This is a genomic window from Solimonas soli DSM 21787, assembly GCF_000474945.1.
Lineage (GTDB): Bacteria > Pseudomonadota > Gammaproteobacteria > Nevskiales > Nevskiaceae > Solimonas > Solimonas soli.
In genome coordinates this window covers 296,264-314,073 of record NZ_KI440836.1, presented here as the reverse complement: position 1 = coordinate 314,073, position 17,810 = coordinate 296,264, and the positions used below count along the sequence as shown (strand labels likewise).

At 70.0% G+C, this 17,810-nt stretch carries 13 protein-coding genes; 10 read left to right on the top strand and 3 right to left on the bottom strand.

The features are described 5' to 3' along the window. The first annotated feature begins 33 nt into the window (after nt 1-33). From K344_RS0113600 to K344_RS0113565, 8 genes are all read left to right on the top strand, one after another. Nucleotides 34-1,485, top strand: a complete 1,452-nt coding sequence (locus tag K344_RS0113600; RefSeq protein ID WP_028081128.1) for an FAD-dependent oxidoreductase — start codon at nt 34-36, stop codon at nt 1,483-1,485. A 213-nt stretch (nt 1,486-1,698) separates the two neighbouring features. Then, nucleotides 1,699-2,412: an ethanolamine ammonia-lyase subunit EutC gene (gene eutC / locus K344_RS21730; RefSeq protein WP_084197429.1), complete on the top strand. Its 714-nt coding sequence runs from the start codon at nt 1,699-1,701 to the stop codon at nt 2,410-2,412. Next, nucleotides 2,405-3,805: an ethanolamine permease gene (gene eat, locus K344_RS0113590; RefSeq protein ID WP_028081127.1), complete on the top strand. Its 1,401-nt coding sequence runs from the start codon at nt 2,405-2,407 to the stop codon at nt 3,803-3,805. The genes eutC and eat overlap by 8 nt, the downstream gene beginning before the upstream one ends. Before the next feature lie 141 nt (nt 3,806-3,946). Further along, entirely contained in the window at nt 3,947-4,999 is a 1,053-nt protein-coding gene (gene qhpR, locus K344_RS0113585) for an AraC-like transcriptional regulator QhpR (protein WP_051362224.1), read from the top strand. 140 nt (nt 5,000-5,139) lie between these two features. Further along, nucleotides 5,140-8,001, top strand: coding sequence for a DUF748 domain-containing protein (locus K344_RS0113580; protein ID WP_028081125.1), 2,862 nt, complete (start codon nt 5,140-5,142; stop codon nt 7,999-8,001). A 22-nt stretch (nt 8,002-8,023) separates the two neighbouring features. Continuing rightward, the gene (locus K344_RS0113575) at nt 8,024-8,497 is read left to right on the top strand and encodes an OsmC family protein (protein ID WP_028081124.1); all 474 of its coding nucleotides are present in this window, start codon (nt 8,024-8,026) and stop codon (nt 8,495-8,497) included. A gap of 101 nt (nt 8,498-8,598) precedes the next feature. Then, nucleotides 8,599-9,171 carry a hypothetical protein gene (locus K344_RS23100; protein WP_051362223.1) on the top strand — a complete coding sequence of 191 codons (573 nt, stop codon included), beginning with the start codon at nt 8,599-8,601 and terminating at the stop codon, nt 9,169-9,171. Between the two features lie 38 nt (nt 9,172-9,209). Beyond that, nucleotides 9,210-9,599, top strand: a complete 390-nt coding sequence (locus K344_RS0113565; RefSeq protein WP_028081123.1) for a YciI family protein — start codon at nt 9,210-9,212, stop codon at nt 9,597-9,599. A 14-nt stretch (nt 9,600-9,613) separates the two neighbouring features. Here K344_RS0113565 and yiaA read toward each other — a convergent pair whose 3' ends face one another. Both yiaA and K344_RS0113555 read right to left on the bottom strand, forming a co-directional pair. Then, complete coding sequence (gene yiaA / locus K344_RS0113560; RefSeq protein WP_028081122.1) at nt 9,614-10,057, bottom strand: inner membrane protein YiaA; 444 nt, start codon at nt 10,055-10,057, stop codon at nt 9,614-9,616. 128 nt (nt 10,058-10,185) lie between these two features. Beyond that, nucleotides 10,186-11,364 carry an MFS transporter gene (locus tag K344_RS0113555; protein WP_028081121.1) on the bottom strand — a complete coding sequence of 393 codons (1,179 nt, stop codon included), beginning with the start codon at nt 11,362-11,364 and terminating at the stop codon, nt 10,186-10,188. A 185-nt stretch (nt 11,365-11,549) separates the two neighbouring features. Here K344_RS0113555 and K344_RS0113550 point away from each other — a divergent pair, with 185 nt between their 5' ends. Beyond that, nucleotides 11,550-12,458, top strand: a complete 909-nt coding sequence (locus K344_RS0113550) for a LysR family transcriptional regulator (protein ID WP_028081120.1) — start codon at nt 11,550-11,552, stop codon at nt 12,456-12,458. A 106-nt stretch (nt 12,459-12,564) separates the two neighbouring features. Here K344_RS0113550 and K344_RS0113545 read toward each other — a convergent pair whose 3' ends face one another. Then, complete coding sequence (locus tag K344_RS0113545; RefSeq protein WP_043114478.1) at nt 12,565-13,818, bottom strand: DUF445 domain-containing protein; 1,254 nt, start codon at nt 13,816-13,818, stop codon at nt 12,565-12,567. Between the two features lie 122 nt (nt 13,819-13,940). On the opposite strand from K344_RS0113545, the gene hrpA reads away from it, so the two are divergent. After that, entirely contained in the window at nt 13,941-17,768 is a 3,828-nt protein-coding gene (gene hrpA / locus K344_RS0113540) for an ATP-dependent RNA helicase HrpA (protein ID WP_043114476.1), read from the top strand. Nucleotides 17,769-17,810 lie beyond the last annotated feature (42 nt).

Here is a 17,810-nt window from a genome sequence, read left to right as displayed (position 1 = left end):
CCATCACTAATCACTAATCACGGGCTTTTCCAAATGGGCGCCAAGAACGTCAACCAGTTCCTCGACCTGCCGCGGCAGGATCCGAAGAAAGTCCCCGCCGAAGTCCGCATCCACGACTTCCGCGAGATCTACGGCCACTTTCCCGCCGACCAGGCCAAGTCGCAGTCGGGCCGCTGCCTGTCCTGCGGCAATCCGTACTGCGAGTGGAAGTGCCCGGTGCACAACTACATCCCCAACTGGCTGAAGCTGGTCGAGGAAGGCAATCTGTTCGCCGCCGCCGAGCTGTCGCACGCCACCAACTCGCTGCCGGAAATCTGCGGCCGCGTCTGCCCGCAGGATCGTCTCTGCGAAGGCGCCTGCACGCTCAACGACGGCTTCGGCGCGGTGACGATCGGCAGCGTCGAGAAGTACATCTCCGACGAAGCCTTCAAGCAGGGCTGGCGGCCGGACATGTCCAAGGTCAAGTGGACCAGGAAGAAGGTCGCGATCGTCGGCGCCGGTCCCGCCGGCCTCGGCTGCGCCGACGTGCTGGTGCGCAACGGCGTCAAGCCCGTCGTGTTCGACAAGTACGGCGAGATCGGCGGCCTGCTGACCTTCGGCATTCCGCCGTTCAAGCTCGAGAAGGAAGTCGTGCAGCGCCGCCGCTCGATCCTCGAAGGCATGGGCGTGGAATTCAGGCTCAACACCGAGATCGGCAAGGACATCGCCTTCGAGCAGCTGCTCAAGGACTACGACGCCGTGTTCCTCGGCATGGGCACGTACCGCTACATGAAGGGCGACTTCCCCGGCGAGGATCTGCCGGGCGTGTACGAGGCGCTGCCCTTCCTGATCGCCAACATCAATCGCGTGATGGGCCGCGCCAGCGATGCCGACCTCGCCTACGACATGAAGGACCAGCGCGTCGTCGTGCTCGGCGGCGGCGACACGGCGATGGACTGCAACCGCACCTCGATCCGCCAGGGCGCCGAGAGCGTGATCTGCGCCTACCGCCGCGACGAGGAGAACATGCCGGGCTCCAGGCGCGAAGTCGCCAACGCCAAGGAAGAAGGCGTCGAGTTCCTGTTCAACCGCCTGCCGGTCGAAATTGTTGGGGACGGCGGGGACGGCGGGGACGGCGGGGACGGCAAGGGCAAGGTCGTCGGCGTCAAGGTCGTCGAGACCCGGCTCGGCGCGGCGGACGCGCGCGGCCGCCGCAAGCCGGAAGTGATCGAAGGTTCGGAGCAGATCATTCCGGCCGACCGCGTCGTCGTCGCCTTCGGCTTCCGTCCGAGTCCGGCCGACTGGTTCGGCCAGCACGAGATCACGCTGCACGACGATGGCCGCGTGAAGGTCAACGGCGCAGTGCTGGCGAAGCACAAGTTCCAGACCAGGAACCCGAAGGTGTTCGCCGGTGGCGACATGGTCCGCGGCTCGGACCTCGTCGTCACCGCCGTCTACGAAGGCCGCGAAGCCGCCGAAGGCATCCTCGACTATCTGAAGGTCTGAGGACGCCGAGCTCCGAAAGCGCGCCGCGGCCCCTGTCGCCGCCGTGGCGGCGGGCATCGATGACGGGTCCGCGGCTCGGACCTCGTCGTCACCGCCGTCACGCGAGGCCGCGAGGCCGCCGAAGGGATTCTGGATTATCTGAAGGTTTGAGACGGCGCGAGGGGAAACGGACGCCGCGCGTGAAGCGCGGCGTTTTCGTTGCGGCGCTCAGAGATGCAGGCCCTGCTCGATTTCCAGATGGCGCACAGCCGCGCCCGCGATGCGGTGCACGGCCGCGTCGACTTCGACGCCATCGCCGCGCCGCTGGCCGGCGCGTTCGCGCAGACGCCGCTGCGCGTGCGCTCGCGGGCCGACGATCGCGCCATCTACCTGCGCCGTCCCGATCTCGGCCGCCGCGTGCACGCCGACGATCTGCCGCCGCTGCAAGGCGCGCACGCCGACTACGATCTCGTCTTCGTCGTCGCCGACGGTCTGTCCGCCGCCGCCGTCAACGCGCACGCCGTGCCGCTGCTGCGGACGCTGGCGCCGCGCCTCGCCGGCTGGACGCTGGCGCCGATCGTGCTCGCCAGCCAGGCGCGCGTCGCACTCGGCGACGAAGTGGCGGTCACGCTCGGCGCGCGTCTGGTCGCCGTGCTGATCGGCGAGCGCCCGGGCCTGTCGGTCGCCGACAGCCTCGGCATCTACCTGACCTACGCGCCGCGCATCGGCTGCGCCGATTCGGCGCGCAACTGCATTTCCAACATCCACGCCGACGGCCTCGGCTACGCGCGCGCCGCCGACACGCTGATGTGGCTGCTCGACGAAGCGCGGCGCCGGCGCCTGACCGGCGTCGATCTGAAGCTCGACGCGCCGTCACTCGCATCGGACACGGACGCCGCAACAGGCGGGGATTCGACCAACATCATCGGGAGCAGCGAACATGAGTGAAGACACCAAGCCGGCGCTCAAGAAGAGCCTGAGCGGCTGGCATCTGTGGGGCATCGCCGTCGGCCTCGTCATTTCCGGCGAATACTTCGGCTGGAGCTACGGCTGGGCCTCGGCCGGCACGCTCGGCTTTCTGGTGACGACGGTGCTGGTCGCCATCATGTACACGACCTTCATCTTCAGTTTCACCGAGCTGACCACGGCGATTCCGCACGCCGGCGGACCGTTCGCCTACAGCTACCGCGCCTTCGGACCGTTCGGCGGCTTCGTCGCCGGCTTCGCCACGCTGATCGAGTTCGTGTTCGCGCCGCCGGCCATCTCGCTGGCGATCGGCGCCTATCTCAACGTGCAGTTTCCGGCGCTCGATCCGAAGCTCGCCGCGGTCGGCGCCTACCTCGTGTTCATGGCGCTCAACATCGCCGGCGTGACCATCGCCGCGACCTTCGAGCTGTTCGTGACCCTGCTGGCGATCTTCGAACTGCTGGTGTTCATGGGCGTGGTCGCGCCGGGTTTCGAGTGGGCGCACTTCACCGCCAACGGCTGGGCCGGCAGCGCGACGCTCTCGACGGCCGCGCTCGGCGGCATCTTCGCGGCGATCCCCTTCGCGATCTGGTTCTTCCTGGCGATCGAAGGCGCGGCGATGGCCGCCGAGGAAACGCGGGAACCGAAGAAGGTCATCCCGCGCGCCTACATCGGCGGCATCCTCACGCTCGTCGTGCTCGCCTTCGGCGTGATGCTGTTCGCCGGCGGCGTCGGCGACTGGTCCAAGCTCGCCAACCTCAATGATCCCTTGCCGCAGGCGATGAAGACCGTGGTCGGCGAATCGAGCGGCTGGCTGCACATGCTGGTGTGGATCGGCCTGTTCGGCCTGATTGCCTCGTTCCACGGCATCATCATGGGCTACTCGCGGCAGATCTTCGCGATGGCGCGCGCCGGCTATCTGCCCGGCTTCTTCGCCACCGTGCACCCGAAGCGCAAGACGCCGCACTGGGCGATCGTCGCCGGCGGCGTCATCGGCATCGCCGCCATTTACTCGGATGCCTTCATCCAGATCGGCGGCCAGCCGCTGACGGCGAACATCGTCACCATGTCGGTGTTCGGCGCCATCCTGCTCTACATCGTCTCGATGCTGAGCCTGTTCAGGCTGCGCAAGAGCGAAGCCGCGCTGGAGCGGCCGTTCAAGGCGCCGTTCTATCCGTTCTTCCCGGCCGTGGCGCTGCTGCTCGCCGGCGTGTTCATGGCGACGATGGTCTACTACAACCAGGTCGTCTTCCTGCTCTTCGTCGGCCTGTTCGTGCTCAGCCTGCTGTTCTACTTCCTGAGCAAGAAATCGCGCGACGCGGCGCGCGACGCCGACGCGCTGCTCGGTGCCGCGCCGGAGCCCGCGCAGAGCTGAGCGGCGATGCGCCGCCCACACGCCGCTGCGGGTTTGCACGCTTCTTGCTGCGCTGGAAGCATGCGGGTGCGGTAGAGGGAGAGCGGCAAGCGGTACCGGGGCCGCGACGGGGGTCGCGGCCCCATTTCGACCGGAGCCGGCATGGCCATGTCGTTCGCCCCCAATGCCGAAGCATCGCGCGCGGCGCCGCGGCATGTGCTCGCCGCCGCGGCCAGCGGTGTCACGCGCTTCATCGCCGCCGAGGGCGGCAACGCCGAGCGCGTGCTGGAACGCGCCGGTCTGCCGGCCGAGCGTCTCGCCGATCCGCGCCGTCCGCTCGATCTCGGCGCCTACTGCGCGATGATGGAGCTGGCCGCCGCCGACACCGGCGACGGCAACTTCGGTCTGCGCTTCGGCCAGCAGTTCGCGCCGGAGCAGCTTGGCCTGATCGGCGACATCGCACTCAGCGCGCCGACGCTCGGCGCCGCGCTCGAGGCCTTCGCCGGCCTGTTTCCCTTTCACCAGCAGGTCACCGAGACGCGCTTTTACCGGCAGGGCGATCAGCTGCGGCTCGACTACCGCATCCTCGACGGCCGCATCCTCGCGCGCCGCCACGACGCCGAGCTGACGCTCGGCATGTTCGCCAACGTGCTGCGCCGCTGTCTCGGCGACGGCTGGGCGCCGGACGAGGTGCAGTTCGAGCATCCGCAGCCGGCCGATGCGCGCGAGCATCGCGCCGCCTTCGGAGCACCGGCGCGCTTCGGCCAGCGCAGCAACGCGCTGGTCTTCCGCTGCCGCGAACTCGAGCGCGCGATGCCGGGCCGCGATCCCGCCGCCTTCGTGCGCCTGCGCGACGAGCTGGTCGGTGTCGCCGGCGGCACCGGCACGCTGCGCTTCATCGACCGCGTGCGCGGCGAGGTGCGTTCGCGGCTGTCCTGCGGCTATCCGCACGTCGACGAGATCGCCGCCGCGCTCGGCCTCGCGCGCTGGACGCTGCAGCGGCGCCTCGCCGAACAGGGCTGCAGCTACGCCGGGCTGGTCGACGACCTGCGCCGCGAGCTGGCGACGCGCTATCTCGGCGAGCGCCATCTGCCGGTCGGCGACATCGCCGGCCTGCTCGGCTATTCCCAAACCAGCGCCTTCACGCGCGCCTTCCTGCGCTGGTTCGGCGCGGCACCGACCCAGGCGCGGCGCCGGCAGGCCGCGCCGCTGTGATGCGGGCCCGCGCCCCGACCTGGGTCGGGGGCGCGGGCATCCGCCTCGTCCGCGCCAGGTGCGTGCGTCCCACGGCGCCGCGCCTGCGTGCCAGAATCCGCGCCGCCGAGACACGGCGATGATTCCGGAGCCCGCAGGCCATGCACGCCTTCCTGTCCCTGCTGCGCCGCCGCCGGCTGGCCCTGAGCGTGACGGCCGGCGCGCTGCTGCTGTACACGCTGGGTGGCTTCCTGCTGGTGCCGCGCCTCGCGCGTTCGGCGATCGTCGACTACGCCCAGCAGTCGCTTGGCCGCCATATCGCGCTCGGCGCGCTGCGCTTCAATCCCTATACCTTCGTGGTCCGCGTCGACGATCTGAAGCTGACCGAGGCGGACGGCGCGCCGCTGCTCGGCTTTTCCTCGCTGCGCGTCGATTTCGAGCCCTGGACCTCGCTGTTCACGCGCTCGCTCGCCTTCCGGGAACTGACGCTCGCCGGGCCCGACCTCAGCGTCGTCATCGGTGCCGACGGCAGGCTGAACCTCGCCAGGCTCGCGCCGTCGTCGCATGAAGCGCCGCCGCCGCCGCCGAGCGCGGCGCCGGCGATACCGCGCATCCGCATCGCCGCGCTGACGGTCAGCGACGGCCGCGTCGCCTTCGAGGATCGCAGCCGGCCGCAGCCGTTCCGCACCGAACTCAAGCCGATCCGCTTCGCGCTCACCGACTTTCGCACGACGGCGGACTACCGGAACGTCTACCGCTTCGACGCGGCGAGCGCCGCCGGCGAGCGCTTCGACTGGTCCGGCACGTTCACCGTGCAGCCGCTCGGCTCGCAGGGCGACTTCGGCGTGCACGGCCTGCTCGCCAGGACCCTCGCCGACTACCTGCAGGACCAGCTGCCGGTGCAGCTGCGTTCCGGCAGCCTCGACCTGAACGGTCACTACACGCTGGCGCTGCAGCCGACGCTCGATCTCGGCCTGACCCTGCCGGCCGTCACGCTGCGCGATGTCGCCGTCGCCGCGCGCGGCGATGCCGCGGCCACGGCGCCGGTCGCCGTCCGCCAGCTCGGCATCGACACCCTGGCTTTCTCGCTCGCGCGCCGCGAGCTGACGATCAAGGCGGTGAACGTCGACGGCGCCCGCCTCGACCTGCGTCGCGAGCGCGACGGCAGCATCAACCTGATGAAGCTCGCCGCGCGCGACAGGGATGCGGCGCCCGCGGCGACCGCGGATGCGCCCGCGCCGGCGCAGCCGCTGCGCATCGCCGTCGCACGCCTGCAGCTGAGCGACGCCGCTGTCGATGTCGAGGACCGCACGACGCGGCCGGCGGCGCGCTTCGCGCTGGCGCCGATCAGCGCGACCGTCGCCGGCTACAGCAGCGACGCGGACGCCACGCTCGACGTCGACGCGCAGCTCGGCATCGATGGTCGCGCGCAGCTGTCGGCGCGCGGCCGGATGCGCTTGCGGCCGCTGAGCACGCAGCTCGCCGTGCAGCTCGACGGTTTCGCGCTCGCCGCGGTGCAGCCCTACGTCGCGCAGGCGACCCGCGCGGCCGTGCACAGCGGCACGCTGGCGTTCAAAGGCGATCTGGATGTCGCGCAGGCGGCGGACGGCTCGATGCCGCTGCGCGTCCGCGGCGGCGTGAAGGTCGACGATTTCCGCGCCAGCGGCGGCGGCGAGGACTTCGCGCGCTGGAAGCAGCTGGCGATCGACGGCATCGATTTCTCGCTGGCGCCCGACCGCCTCGGCATCGAGCGCGTCACGCTGACGCAGCCCTACGCACGCGTCGTCATCAATCCCGACCAGACGCTCAACGTCGCGCAGATCCTCAAGCCCTCGCCGTCCGCCAGCGGCGCCGCGCCGCCGAAGGCCGCGGCCAAGCGCAGCGCGCCTCCGATGCCGATCCGCGTCAAGGACATCCGCATCAGCGACGGCTCGGCCTTCTTCGCCGATCGCTCGATCGAGCCCTCGTTCGCGACCGGCATCGTCAGGCTGCGCGGCGGCGTGACCGAGCTGTCCAGCGATGCGAAGTCGCGCGCCACCATCCGCCTCGACGGCCAGGTCGATCGCTACTCGCCGGTCGAGATTCGCGGCACGTCGAGCCTGCTCGCGGCGACCGAATACAGCGACGTGAAGCTGGCGTTCCGCAACATGGAGCTGACCACGTTCAATCCCTACTCCGGCAAGTTCGCCGGCTACAACATCGCCAAGGGCAAGCTGACGACGGAGCTGTCGTACAAGATCGACAAACGCCAGCTCGAGGCCGAGCACCACGTCATCGTCGACCAGCTCGAGTTCGGCGAGGCGACCGGCTCGAAGGACGCCGCGCCGCTGCCGATCAAGCTCGCCGTCGCGCTGCTCAAGGATCGGCGCGGCATCATCGATCTCGAACTGCCGGTGCGCGGCAGCCTCGACGATCCCGATTTCAAGTACGGCAGGCTGGTCTGGAAGGTGCTCGGCAACATCGTGACGAAGATCGTCACCGCGCCGTTCGCCGCGCTCGGCGCGCTGTTCGGCGGCGGCGAGGAACTGTCGCACCTCGACTTCGCGGCCGGCGACGCGACGCTGACGCCGCGCGCCGCCGGCACGCTCGACACGCTCGCCAGGGCCCTCGCCGAGCGCCCGCAGCTCAAGCTCGAAGTGCCGGTCGTGGTCGGCGATGCCGATCGCGAGGCGCTGGCGCGCCGCGCCCTCGCCGCCCGCCTGCCGGCGGCGCCGGCCGACGACAAGGCGCGCCTGCGCGCGCTGGAGAAACTGCACAAGGAACTGCTGAAGCAATCGGTGCAGTATCCGGACGGCAGCGCGGACGCGGCGGCGCGCATCGCCTATGTCGAAGCGCCGCTGCTGGCCCGCCTCGCGCCATCCGACGACGCGCTGCAGCAGCTCGGCCGCGAGCGCGCGCAGGCCGTGCAGGGCGCGCTGCTGGCCAGGCCGGACATCGCCGCCGAGCGCATCTTCGTCACCACCGGCGCGGCGGCGAAGCCCGGCGACGACGGCATGGTGCGCATGGAGCTGAAGCTGCAGTAGCGGGCGACCGCAGGAGAAACGCATGGGCCAGTACGGTGCCGAGGTGCTGTGGGAACGCGGCGAACAGGTCTTCACGGACAAGCGCTACAGCCGCCGCCATGTGCTGCGCTTCGACGGCGGCGTCGAGCTGGCGGGCTCGTCCTCGCCGCAGGTCGTGCGCGTGCCGCTGTCGGATGCGACGGCCGTCGATCCCGAGGAAATGTTCGTCGCCGCGCTCGCCAGCTGCCACATGCTGTGGTTCCTCGGCATCGCCGCAGAGCGCGGCTTTCGCGTCGACCGCTACCGCGACGCCGCCGCCGGCGTGATGGCGCGCGACGCGCAAGGCAGGATGGCGATGACGGCCGTCACCCTGCGGCCCGACGTGGTCTTCTCCGGCGAGCGCCTGCCGACGTCTGCGGAGATCGACGCGATGCATCATGAAGCGCACGCCGAATGCTTCATCGCCAACTCGGTGAAGACGGAGGTGCGCTGCACGCCGGTTCGGCACGCCGACTGACGCGGCGACGGCGCGGCGCGGCCGCCGGCGCCGCTTCGTATAGTCTTGCCGGGACGCGCGCTCGCGGCGCGCCCCGCCATGTTTCCGCCCGAGGGTTTTCCGTGACGCTTGCCACTTTCATCCGCCCCGCCGATTTCGATGCGCTGATCGATGCGGCGTTCGAGTCGGAGACGCCGGTGGTCGCGGCCGCGGAATCCGATCTGGGCGCGCCGCTGCAGCGCTACGCCGATGCCGCGGCGATCAAGGCCAAGGCCGCGCAGTGCATCGCCGCGGGCGTGCGCAACTACGCGTTCGGGCTCTGGTACCCGTCGATGAAGGGCAAGCTCACGGAGCGTCGCATCGAGCTCGATCCGCCGCGCGAGGGCCACAGCTTCCGTCATTCGCTCGCCGGCTGGGGCATCGTCCGGCTGCATCTGTACGTGACGCCGCCCGATGTCCTGCAATGTCGCGTCGCCGCCCACTCGCAGGGCCGCGCCATGAGCCGGCAGGATCGCTATCCCGATCTCGGGCCGGCGAGCGCCTGGGATTGGCAGGCGGTCGAGAACCACGTCTTCCGCCTGTCACGGCGGCTCGCCAAGCTCGGCGGCAAGACCGGCCCGGTGCTGCAGCGAGCGGCGACGCCGTGGGAGCTCGCCGCGTCGCGCAAGCGCGCGCCTTCAAGCACCGATGATTGAGCGCCGGCCCGGCGCAGACTGCAGCGACGAGGACCGTCATGAGCGACGAACCGCCACCGACCGAATATCTGGTGATCTCACGCGGCCGCTGGGACGCCGATGCCTCGCCGCAGCGCATCCAGGCCGCGATCGATGCCTTCTATGCCTGGCACGCGCGGATGGTCGGCGACGGCCACATGCGTCCCGGTCAGCGGCTGATGCCGGAGGGCAAGCGGGTGACCCGGCAGGCGGTGACCGACGGACCTTATGCCGAGGCCAAGGAAGTCATCGGCGGATACTGGTTCGTCCATGCACGCAGCCTGGCCGAAGCGGCTGAATTGCTGCGCGACAGTCCCTGCCTGGCCTGCGGGCTCGAATACGAGATCCGCGCGATCGATCCCGAGCGTTGCAGCGCCTTCGTCGTGACCTCGGAAACGCCGGCGCGCTGAGCGCGCGCGGCCGCTTACGGTGCGATGTTCGGATCGTGGGTGCGCGTCGGCTCGTCGAGCGCATCGGCGGCCTTGGCGTCGCGGATGTTCTTCTGCACGGCGACGACGCCGAACATCGCCAGCAGGAAGGCCATGGCGTAGAAGCCTTTCTCGATGCGGCTGAAGTCGGCGTTCCACAGGCCGATGACGAGCAGCACGATCGCCGCCGCCATCGCCGTCCAGCACACGCCGTAGTAGATGCCGGTGACCGGCACGCCTTCGAGACGGTCGCGCACCGTCTTCTGCAGCGAGATCGCGGCGAACAGGCCGAACAGCAGCACGGTGAAGTAGTAGCCCTTCTCGTTGAGCGGCATCGCCGAATTCCAGATGCCGGCGATGAAGCCGATGCCGCCGATCGCCAGCGCCGCCCACGAGGCGCCGATGAAGGCGCCGGACGGGCGCAGGGACGCGGTGCTCATGCAGTGAACCTCCCCTCAGGGTCCAAGGACAGACCGACGCCGCGATCGTCCGGCATCCGCGCGCGTTCGTAAAGCGCCGGCGCGGCGCACGGGCGTGCGGGGAGGCCGGCCCGCGCGCGAGGCGCGCCTCAATCGGCGCGGCCGGCGCCGGCCGGCGCCGACGCGCCTTCGAGCTGCCGCACGCGCAGGGCGATCGCCACCGCCGCCAGCGGCAGCAGCGCGCCGACCCAGGGCAGGGCGCCGAGGCCGGGGCCGTGCGCGATCACCACGCCGCCGAGCCAGGCGCCGCCGGCATTGCCGAGATTGAAGGCGCCGATGTTGAAGCTCGACGCCAGGCTCTGGCCGGCGCCCTGCGCCTTGTCGAGCACCCACATCTGCAGCGGCGGCACGGTGGCGAAGGCGGTGGCGCCGAGCAGGCCGACGAAGATCACGGCGGCGACGCGCGTGTGGATCGCCAGCGTCATCAGCAGCAGGGTCGCGGCGAGCGCGAGCAGGCTGCCGATCAGCGTCGCGAACAGGCGGCGGTCGGCAAGCCGGCCGCCGACGAGGTTGCCGATCACCAGGCCGCCGCCGAACACCAGCAGGATCGGCGACACCGCCGCGTCGGAAAAACCGCTGAGGGTGGTGAGGATCGGCGCGATGTAGGTGAAGACGGCGAACATGCCGCCGAAGCCGAGCACCGTGGTGAGAAAGCCGAGCAGCACCGGCGCGCGCGTGAGCACGCCCAGGTCCCGTCGCCAGTCGCCGGCCTCGACGGGCGCGGCCTCGCGCGGCACCAGCAGGGCGATCACCGCGAGCGCGACGATGCCGACGGCGGCGACCGCCCAGAAGGTCGCGCGCCAGCCGCAGGCCTGGCCGAGCCAGGTGCCGAACGGCACGCCGAGAATGTTGGCGACGGTGAGCCCGGTGAACATGATGGCGATCGCCGAGGCACGCTGCTTCGGCGCCACGAGCGTGGTCGCCACCACCGAGCCGACGCCGAAGAAGGTGCCGTGCGCGAACGCCGTGAACACGCGCGCCGCGAGCAGCGCCGCGTAGCCCGGCGCCAGTGCGCAGGCCAGGTTGCCGAGCGTGAAGATGCCCATCAGCGCCAGCAGCACGGTCTTGCGCGGCCAGCGCGCCGTCGCCACCGTCATCAGCGGCGCGCCGACCACGACGCCGAGCGCGTAGCCGGAAATCAGCAGGCCCGCGGCCGGAATCGACACGCCGAGGTCGCCGCCGACCTGCAGCAGCAGGCCCATGATGACGAACTCGGTGACGCCGATGCCGAAGGCGCCGGCGGTCAGGGCATAGAGAGCGAGCGGCATGCGGGACTTCCGGTGAAAGGCAGGGCCTGAGAACGACGACCAAAAATGAATTTCCCTCTCGCCTCCGCGAGGGGCGAGCGAGGTCTTGCCTCGACGGGCCGCCACAATGCCGGGTTCCTTGATTGATGATAAGAACGCGCCCGCTCACAATCGTCGTGAACTCAAATCACGAATGACGGGGGCGCATGGACAACCGCAGCGGCGAGATCGAAGTTTTCCTGCGCGTCGTCGACGGCGGCAGTTTCGCCGCCGCGGCCAAGATGCTGCGCGTCACGCCGTCGGCGGTGAGCCGCACGATCGCGCGTCTCGAAGCGCGTCTCGGCGTGCGGCTCCTGCAGCGCACCACGCGCTCGCTGACGCTGACCGCCGAGGGCGAAGCGTTCCGCGTGCGCGCGCAGGCGATCGCCGCCGAGATCGACGATCTCGAGCGCAGCTTCTCGACCGCCAAGGTCGAGCCGCGCGGCCGCCTGCGCGTCACCGCCTCGCTGCCCTTCGGCCTGCACTGCCTGCTGCCGGTGCTGCCGGAATTCCTCGAACGCCATCCGCAGGTCAGCGTCGACCTGTCGCTGACCGACGCGCTCGTCGATCTGGTCGACCAGCGCATGGACGTCGCCATCCGCCACGGACCCCTGCGCGATTCGAACCTGCGCGCGCGTTCACTCGGCGCCAGCCGCTGGATCGTCGCCGCCTCGCCGGCTTACCTGAAGCGCCACGGCAGACCGAAGACGCCGGCCGATCTCGACCGCCACAACTGCCTCAATTTCAACTTCCGCCGCGCCCTCGAAGGCTGGAACCTGCGCGCCACCGCCGGCGCGAACGGCGCGCCACGCCGCCAGGCCGTCAACGGCAACTTCCAGGGCAATTCCGGCGAGTCGCTGCGCGTGATGGCGGTGGCCGGCGCCGGCATCGTGCGCCTCGCGCACTTTCTCATCGGCGCCGACCTCGCCGCTGGCCGCCTCGTGCCGCTGCTGGAGAACTACAACCCCGGCGACCGCGAGGAAATTCACGCCCTCTATCTCGGCCACGACAAGCCGGCGGCGCGCGTGCGGGCCTTCGTCGATTTTCTGGTGGAGCGGGCGACGGTCACCGACTGATGCGCGCGGCGGCGCGCCGGCGCGACGTTTTCCTTCTGCGAAAAGCCCGAAGCCGCGGCGCCCGCCCCGCCGGCAAGCGGGCGGTGGGAATCGCGCGCCGGACCCGCTAGTGCACCATCAGAAACACCTGCAGCTCGCCGACCAGGAAGCCGAGCAGCGCGCCGATCGCGATCAGGATCCACTCGTCTTCCTTGAACACCGGCCGCAGCATGCCTTCGAACTGTTCGGCGGAGAGCGCCTGCATCTTGCGGATGAGGGTGTTGCGGATGTCCATCGCGCCCTCGGCGTAGCGGTTGATGGACTGCAGGGCGAGCGGCAGCTCGCGGATCAGGCTTTCGGCGACGGCCTTCTTCATCTCGACGTATTTCTGCGAGCCGATCAGCACGCTCAGCACCGGGCGGGCGACGCCGGCCTGTTCGTCGACGGCCTGTTTGACGTGGCGCTCGAGCAGCGCGAGCACGCGGTCGGACAGCGGACCCTGCAGGACGGCGACCCAGATCTTCTCCGGCGTGAGGATCTGGTCGGCGATCAGGTTGCCGTAGTCGTGCGCGACCTCCTGCTGGCGGCGCAGGAACAGGCCCTGCACGTTCAGGCCGAGCACGCGGCGCGGACGCAGCGGGCGGAACAGCATCTGCAGCGCGAGCCAGTCGCTGGCGAAGCCGACGAACAGGCCGAAGGCCGGCAGCATCCACGACTGCTTCCACAGCACCCAGCAGACCATCTGCACGAGGCCGATGCCGAAGCCGAAGTAGAAGCCGGCGGTGCCGAAGAACTTGAATTCCTGGCGGCCGGTTTCCCAGAAGATGCGGTTCAGCAGGCGCTTGTCGCGCACCAGGTTGTCGACCACCATCGCCTTGAGATCGAACAGCGATTCGATGTTGCCGCTGACGTCGCGCATGATCTGCGTGATCAGGCCCGGCAGATCGGCCTGCACGCGCTGCACGATGCGGCGCCGCACGAACTCCGGCAGCAGGTTCCACAGACCGGGCTGGAAGCGCTCGGCGACGTCGCGCGTGATGCGTTCCATGGCGCCGACCAGCACCGGTTCCAGCTCGCGGGCGACGCGCTCGGGGTCGAGCCGCTCGAACACCTCGCGCACGCTGATCAGCTGCGAGGTCATCAGGTCGACGGAGATGCCTGCCATCTTCGCCGCCTTTCGCGGGATAATGCCCTGCCAGCCCAGGTACGGGGCCTTCAGGCCGATGAACTCGATGGGCTGGAACATCATGCGAATCGCCACCACCTTGGTGACGTAGCCGATGATCGCGCTGACGAAGGGCAGCGAAAGATAGATCCAGAAATGCTGCCGGATGTCCGCGGCGATGGCCTGCCAGTCGACCAGATGCTTCAGCCACTCCATTTGCGCTCCCCCGAGCGGCGGCGACCTGCTTCGCGACCGTCTTATGTTTTTGATGAACTGCCGATGCTCCTGATTGTGCCCAAGCCCTCCCGCGCTGCCTATCGGCCGTGCCGCCAGCGCGCATGATCGCGCCGGCCACTCTCGACGCGCTGCGCGCGACGCTGGCGGCCGCGCAGCCTGAACTGCTGGCGCGCGACCACGCCGACTTCGTGCGCCTGCTCGACCGCGCGCGGCGCGGCGCGAAGATCGACCTGCAGCGGCTGAACGCCGATGTCGCGAAGGCGCGCCTGCGCTACGAGAACCGCCTGCGCCTGCGGCCGCAGACCATCCGCTACCCGGACGAGCTGCCGGTGGTGCAGGCGAAGGACGAGCTGCTGGAGGCGATCCGCGATCATCAGGTCATCGTCGTCTGCGGCGAGACCGGCTCCGGCAAGACCACGCAGCTGCCGAAGCTGTGCCTCGAACTCGGCCGCGGCACGCGCGGCCTGATCGGCCACACGCAGCCGCGCCGGCTCGCCGCGCGCAGCGTCGCCAACCGCATCGCCGCCGAACTCGATACGCGGCTCGGCGAGCTGGTCGGCTACGAAACGCGCTTCGACCGCCGCGTCTCCGAGCGCACGATGGTCAAGCTGATGACCGACGGCATCCTGCTCGCCGAACTCGGCCGCGATCACCTGCTGACCGCCTACGACACCCTCATCATCGACGAGGCGCACGAGCGCAGCCTCAACATCGACTTCCTGCTCGGCTGGCTCAAGCGCATCCTGCCGCAGCGGCCGGATCTGAAGGTGATCGTCACCTCGGCGACGCTCGATCCGGAAAAGCTGTCGAAACACTTCGACGGCGCGCCGATCAAGCTGGTGTCGGGCCGCACCTATCCGGTCGAGATGCGTTACCGCGCGCCGGCCGACGACGGCGATCTCGAAGGCGCGATCGCGTCGGCCATCGACGAGCTGTGGCGCGGCCGTCCGGACGGCGACGTGCTGGTGTTCCTGCCCGGCGAACGCGAGATCGGCGACACCGCGCGCGTGCTGGGTGGCCGGTATCCGCGCGCCGAAGTGCTGCCGCTGTATTCGCGGCTGGCGGCGAATGCCCAGGACGCCGTGTTCTCGCCCGGCAAGCAGCCGCGCATCGTGCTGGCGACCAATGTCGCCGAAACCTCGGTGACGGTGCCCGGCATCCGCTACGTCGTCGACACCGGCACCGCACGCATCAACCGCTTCGCGCCGCGCACCGGCGTGCAGCAGCTGCAGATCGAGCCGGTCTCGCAGGCGGCGGCCAACCAGCGCGCCGGCCGCTGCGGCCGTCTCGGCCCCGGCATCTGCGTGCGGCTCTATGCCGAGGACGATTTCGCTGCGCGGCCGCTGTTCACCGATCCGGAAATCCGCCGCGCCAACCTCGCCGGCGTGATTCTCAGCATGACCGCGCTGGGCCTCGGCGACGTCGAGGATTTTCCCTGGGTCGACGCGCCGGACCACCGCCACGTCAGCGACGCCTACCGCGTGCTGCAGACGCTCGGCGCGCTCGACGAGCGGCGCGAGCTGACGCCGCTCGGCCGCGAACTCGCGCGCCTGCCGCTCGATCCGCGCATCGCGCGCATCGCCTTGGCCGGCAAGGGCAGCATCGCGCAGGACATGATCCTGGTGCTCGCCGCCGCGCTGTCGGTGCAGGACCCGCACGAAGTGCCGGCCGATGCGCAGCAGAACGCGCGCGAGAAGCACGCGGCCTGGCGCCATCCGCGCTCGGATTTCCTCACGCTGCTCAAGCTCTGGCAGCAGTGGCGCGACTGGAGCGACAAGTCGAGCAATCGCCAGCTGCGCCGCGTGTGCCGCGACCATTTCGTGTCATTCCTGCGCATGGAGGAATGGGAGGCCGTGCATCGCCAGCTGCGCGATCTGGTCGCCGACAAGGAAGCCGCCAGGCCCGACGCCGCGCGCTGGACCAACGAGAGGCTCGACGAGCTGTTCGTGCCGATCCACGAAGCGCTGCTCGCCGGCCTGATCGATCACATCGGCCACAAGCTGCCGGAGAAGAACGAATACCAGGGCCCGCGCAACCGGCGCTTCAAGATTCATCCCGGCTCGGCGCTGATCAAGAAGCAGCCGCAATGGCTGATGAGCGCGCAGCTGGCGCAGACCTCGCAGCTGTTCGCGCGCACCAACGCGGCGATCGAACCGGACTGGCTCGAACGCGTCGCGCCGCACCTGGTGAAAAGAGTGCTGCTGCATCCGCAGTGGAACGTCGAGCGCGGCGAAGTCACGGCCACCGAGCACGTCAGCCTGCTCGGCCTGCCGCTGCTGACGCGGGCGCGGCATTACGGCTCGACGAACCCGGCCGAGGCGCGCGAGATCTTCATCAATGAGGCGCTGGTCAAGGGCGAGATGCAGCGCAAGCCGGCCTTCCTCGATGCCAACCTGCAGCTGATCGACACGATCCGCGACAAGGAAGCCAAGCTGCGTCGCCCCGACCTGCTGGCCGGCGACGCGCAGTTACACGCCTTCTACGACGCACGCATCCCGGCCGAGGTCTGCACGGCGGCGGCGCTGAAGAACTGGCTGCGCCGCGAAGCGGGCGCGCAGAAAGCACTGACGATGCAGGAGAGCGACGCGCTGCGGCCCGGCGCCAACGCCCATGTCGAAAGCCTGTTCCCCGATCACCTCGACGTCGGCGGCGTGACGCTGAAACTCTCTTACTCGCACGAACCCGGCGAGGAGCACGACGGCGTGACCTTCCACATCCCGCTCGCGCAGGTGCACCAGCTGCCGGCCGAACGCTTCGACTGGCTGGTCAGCGGCCTGCGCGCGGCGAAGATCGAAGCGCTGATCCGCACGCTGCCGCAGCATCTGCGCCGCCAGGTGATGCCGGCCGCCGAATATGCGCAGGCGCTGGCGTCGCGGCTCACGCCTGACGATGGCGCGCTGCTGCCGGCGATGTGCCAGGCCTTGCAGCAGATGACCGGCGTGCGTCTGGAGCCGGACGATTTCGCGCCGGCCAAGCTCGACGCGTATCTGTTGCCGCGTCTGCAATTGGAAAACGAACAGGGCGCGATTCTCGGCGTCGCCAACACGCTCGACGGCCTGCGCGGCCGCTTCAGCGGCGCGGCGCGCACCGCGCTGCATCAGGCCGCGAGCCGCGACGATTCTCTGAGACACTGGGCGCGCGAAGACTTGCACGACTGGGACTTCGACGCGCTTCCGGAGTCGGTGCCGCTCGCCAGCGGTGCGCGCGGCTATCCGGCGCTGAGCGATGAAAACGGCCGTGTCGATCTGCGCCTGTTCGAATCGCGCGAGGCGGCGGACGCGGCGCATCGGCGCGGCGTGCTGACGCTGCTGCTCGCGCGCATGCCGGAACGCACACGCGATCTGAGCAAGGGCGCGCGCCTCAAGCTCGCGCTATTGGCGGCGCCGTTCGGCCTCGATGCGGAAACGATCGCCGCGCAACTCGCCGCGCGCGCCGCCGCGCAGACCCTGCTCGACGGACCGATCCGCTCCCGTGCCGATTTCCAGGCCGCGCTCGAACGGCGCGCCGCGTTCAGCATCGACGCGCTGGCGCGGCTCGACACGCTGGTTGGCTGGCTCAACAATGCGATGCAGATTCGCAAGACGCTCGATGGTTTCGCCGCGCGCTGGCCGCTGCCGGTCGCCGACATGCGCGCGCAACTCGCGAGCCTGTTCGCCGACGGCTTCGTCGCCGCGATTCCGGATCCGTACTGGCCGCGCATCACGACCTATCTGCGCGCGCTGCAGGTGCGGCTCGAACGTCTGCAGAACAAGCCGCAGCGCGACGAGGAACTGACGCAGCAGCTCGCGCCGTTCGCCGCACAGCTGCCGGACCTGTCGCATCCGGCGCGCTGGCTGCTGGAGGAATGGCGCGTCGCGCTGTTCGCGCAGGAGTTGAAGGCCCTTGGCCGGCCGTCGGCGCAGGCGATCAGGGAGGCTTTGCGCGGATGAAACGGCGGGCGATCGGAAGCAGGCGCCGCAGTGAACCGAGCC

Excerpts from the sequence above, each read along its gene's own strand:
- eutC (WP_084197429.1), top strand. The coding sequence starts at position 1,699 with ATGCAGGCCCTGCTCGATTTCCAGATGGCGCACAGCCGCGCCCGCGAT.
- K344_RS0113575 (WP_028081124.1), top strand. The coding sequence starts at position 8,024 with ATGGGCCAGTACGGTGCCGAGGTGCTGTGGGAACGCGGCGAACAGGTC.
- eat (WP_028081127.1), top strand. The coding sequence starts at position 2,405 with ATGAGTGAAGACACCAAGCCGGCGCTCAAGAAGAGCCTGAGCGGCTGG.
- qhpR (WP_051362224.1), top strand. The coding sequence starts at position 3,947 with ATGGCCATGTCGTTCGCCCCCAATGCCGAAGCATCGCGCGCGGCGCCG.
- K344_RS0113550 (WP_028081120.1), top strand. The coding sequence starts at position 11,550 with ATGGACAACCGCAGCGGCGAGATCGAAGTTTTCCTGCGCGTCGTCGAC.
- K344_RS0113580 (WP_028081125.1), top strand. The coding sequence starts at position 5,140 with ATGCACGCCTTCCTGTCCCTGCTGCGCCGCCGCCGGCTGGCCCTGAGC.
- K344_RS0113600 (WP_028081128.1), top strand. The coding sequence starts at position 34 with ATGGGCGCCAAGAACGTCAACCAGTTCCTCGACCTGCCGCGGCAGGAT.
- hrpA (WP_043114476.1), top strand. The coding sequence starts at position 13,941 with ATGATCGCGCCGGCCACTCTCGACGCGCTGCGCGCGACGCTGGCGGCC.
- K344_RS0113555 (WP_028081121.1), bottom strand. The coding sequence starts at position 11,364 with ATGCCGCTCGCTCTCTATGCCCTGACCGCCGGCGCCTTCGGCATCGGC.
- K344_RS0113565 (WP_028081123.1), top strand. The coding sequence starts at position 9,210 with ATGAGCGACGAACCGCCACCGACCGAATATCTGGTGATCTCACGCGGC.
- K344_RS0113545 (WP_043114478.1), bottom strand. The coding sequence starts at position 13,818 with ATGGAGTGGCTGAAGCATCTGGTCGACTGGCAGGCCATCGCCGCGGAC.
- yiaA (WP_028081122.1), bottom strand. The coding sequence starts at position 10,057 with ATGAGCACCGCGTCCCTGCGCCCGTCCGGCGCCTTCATCGGCGCCTCG.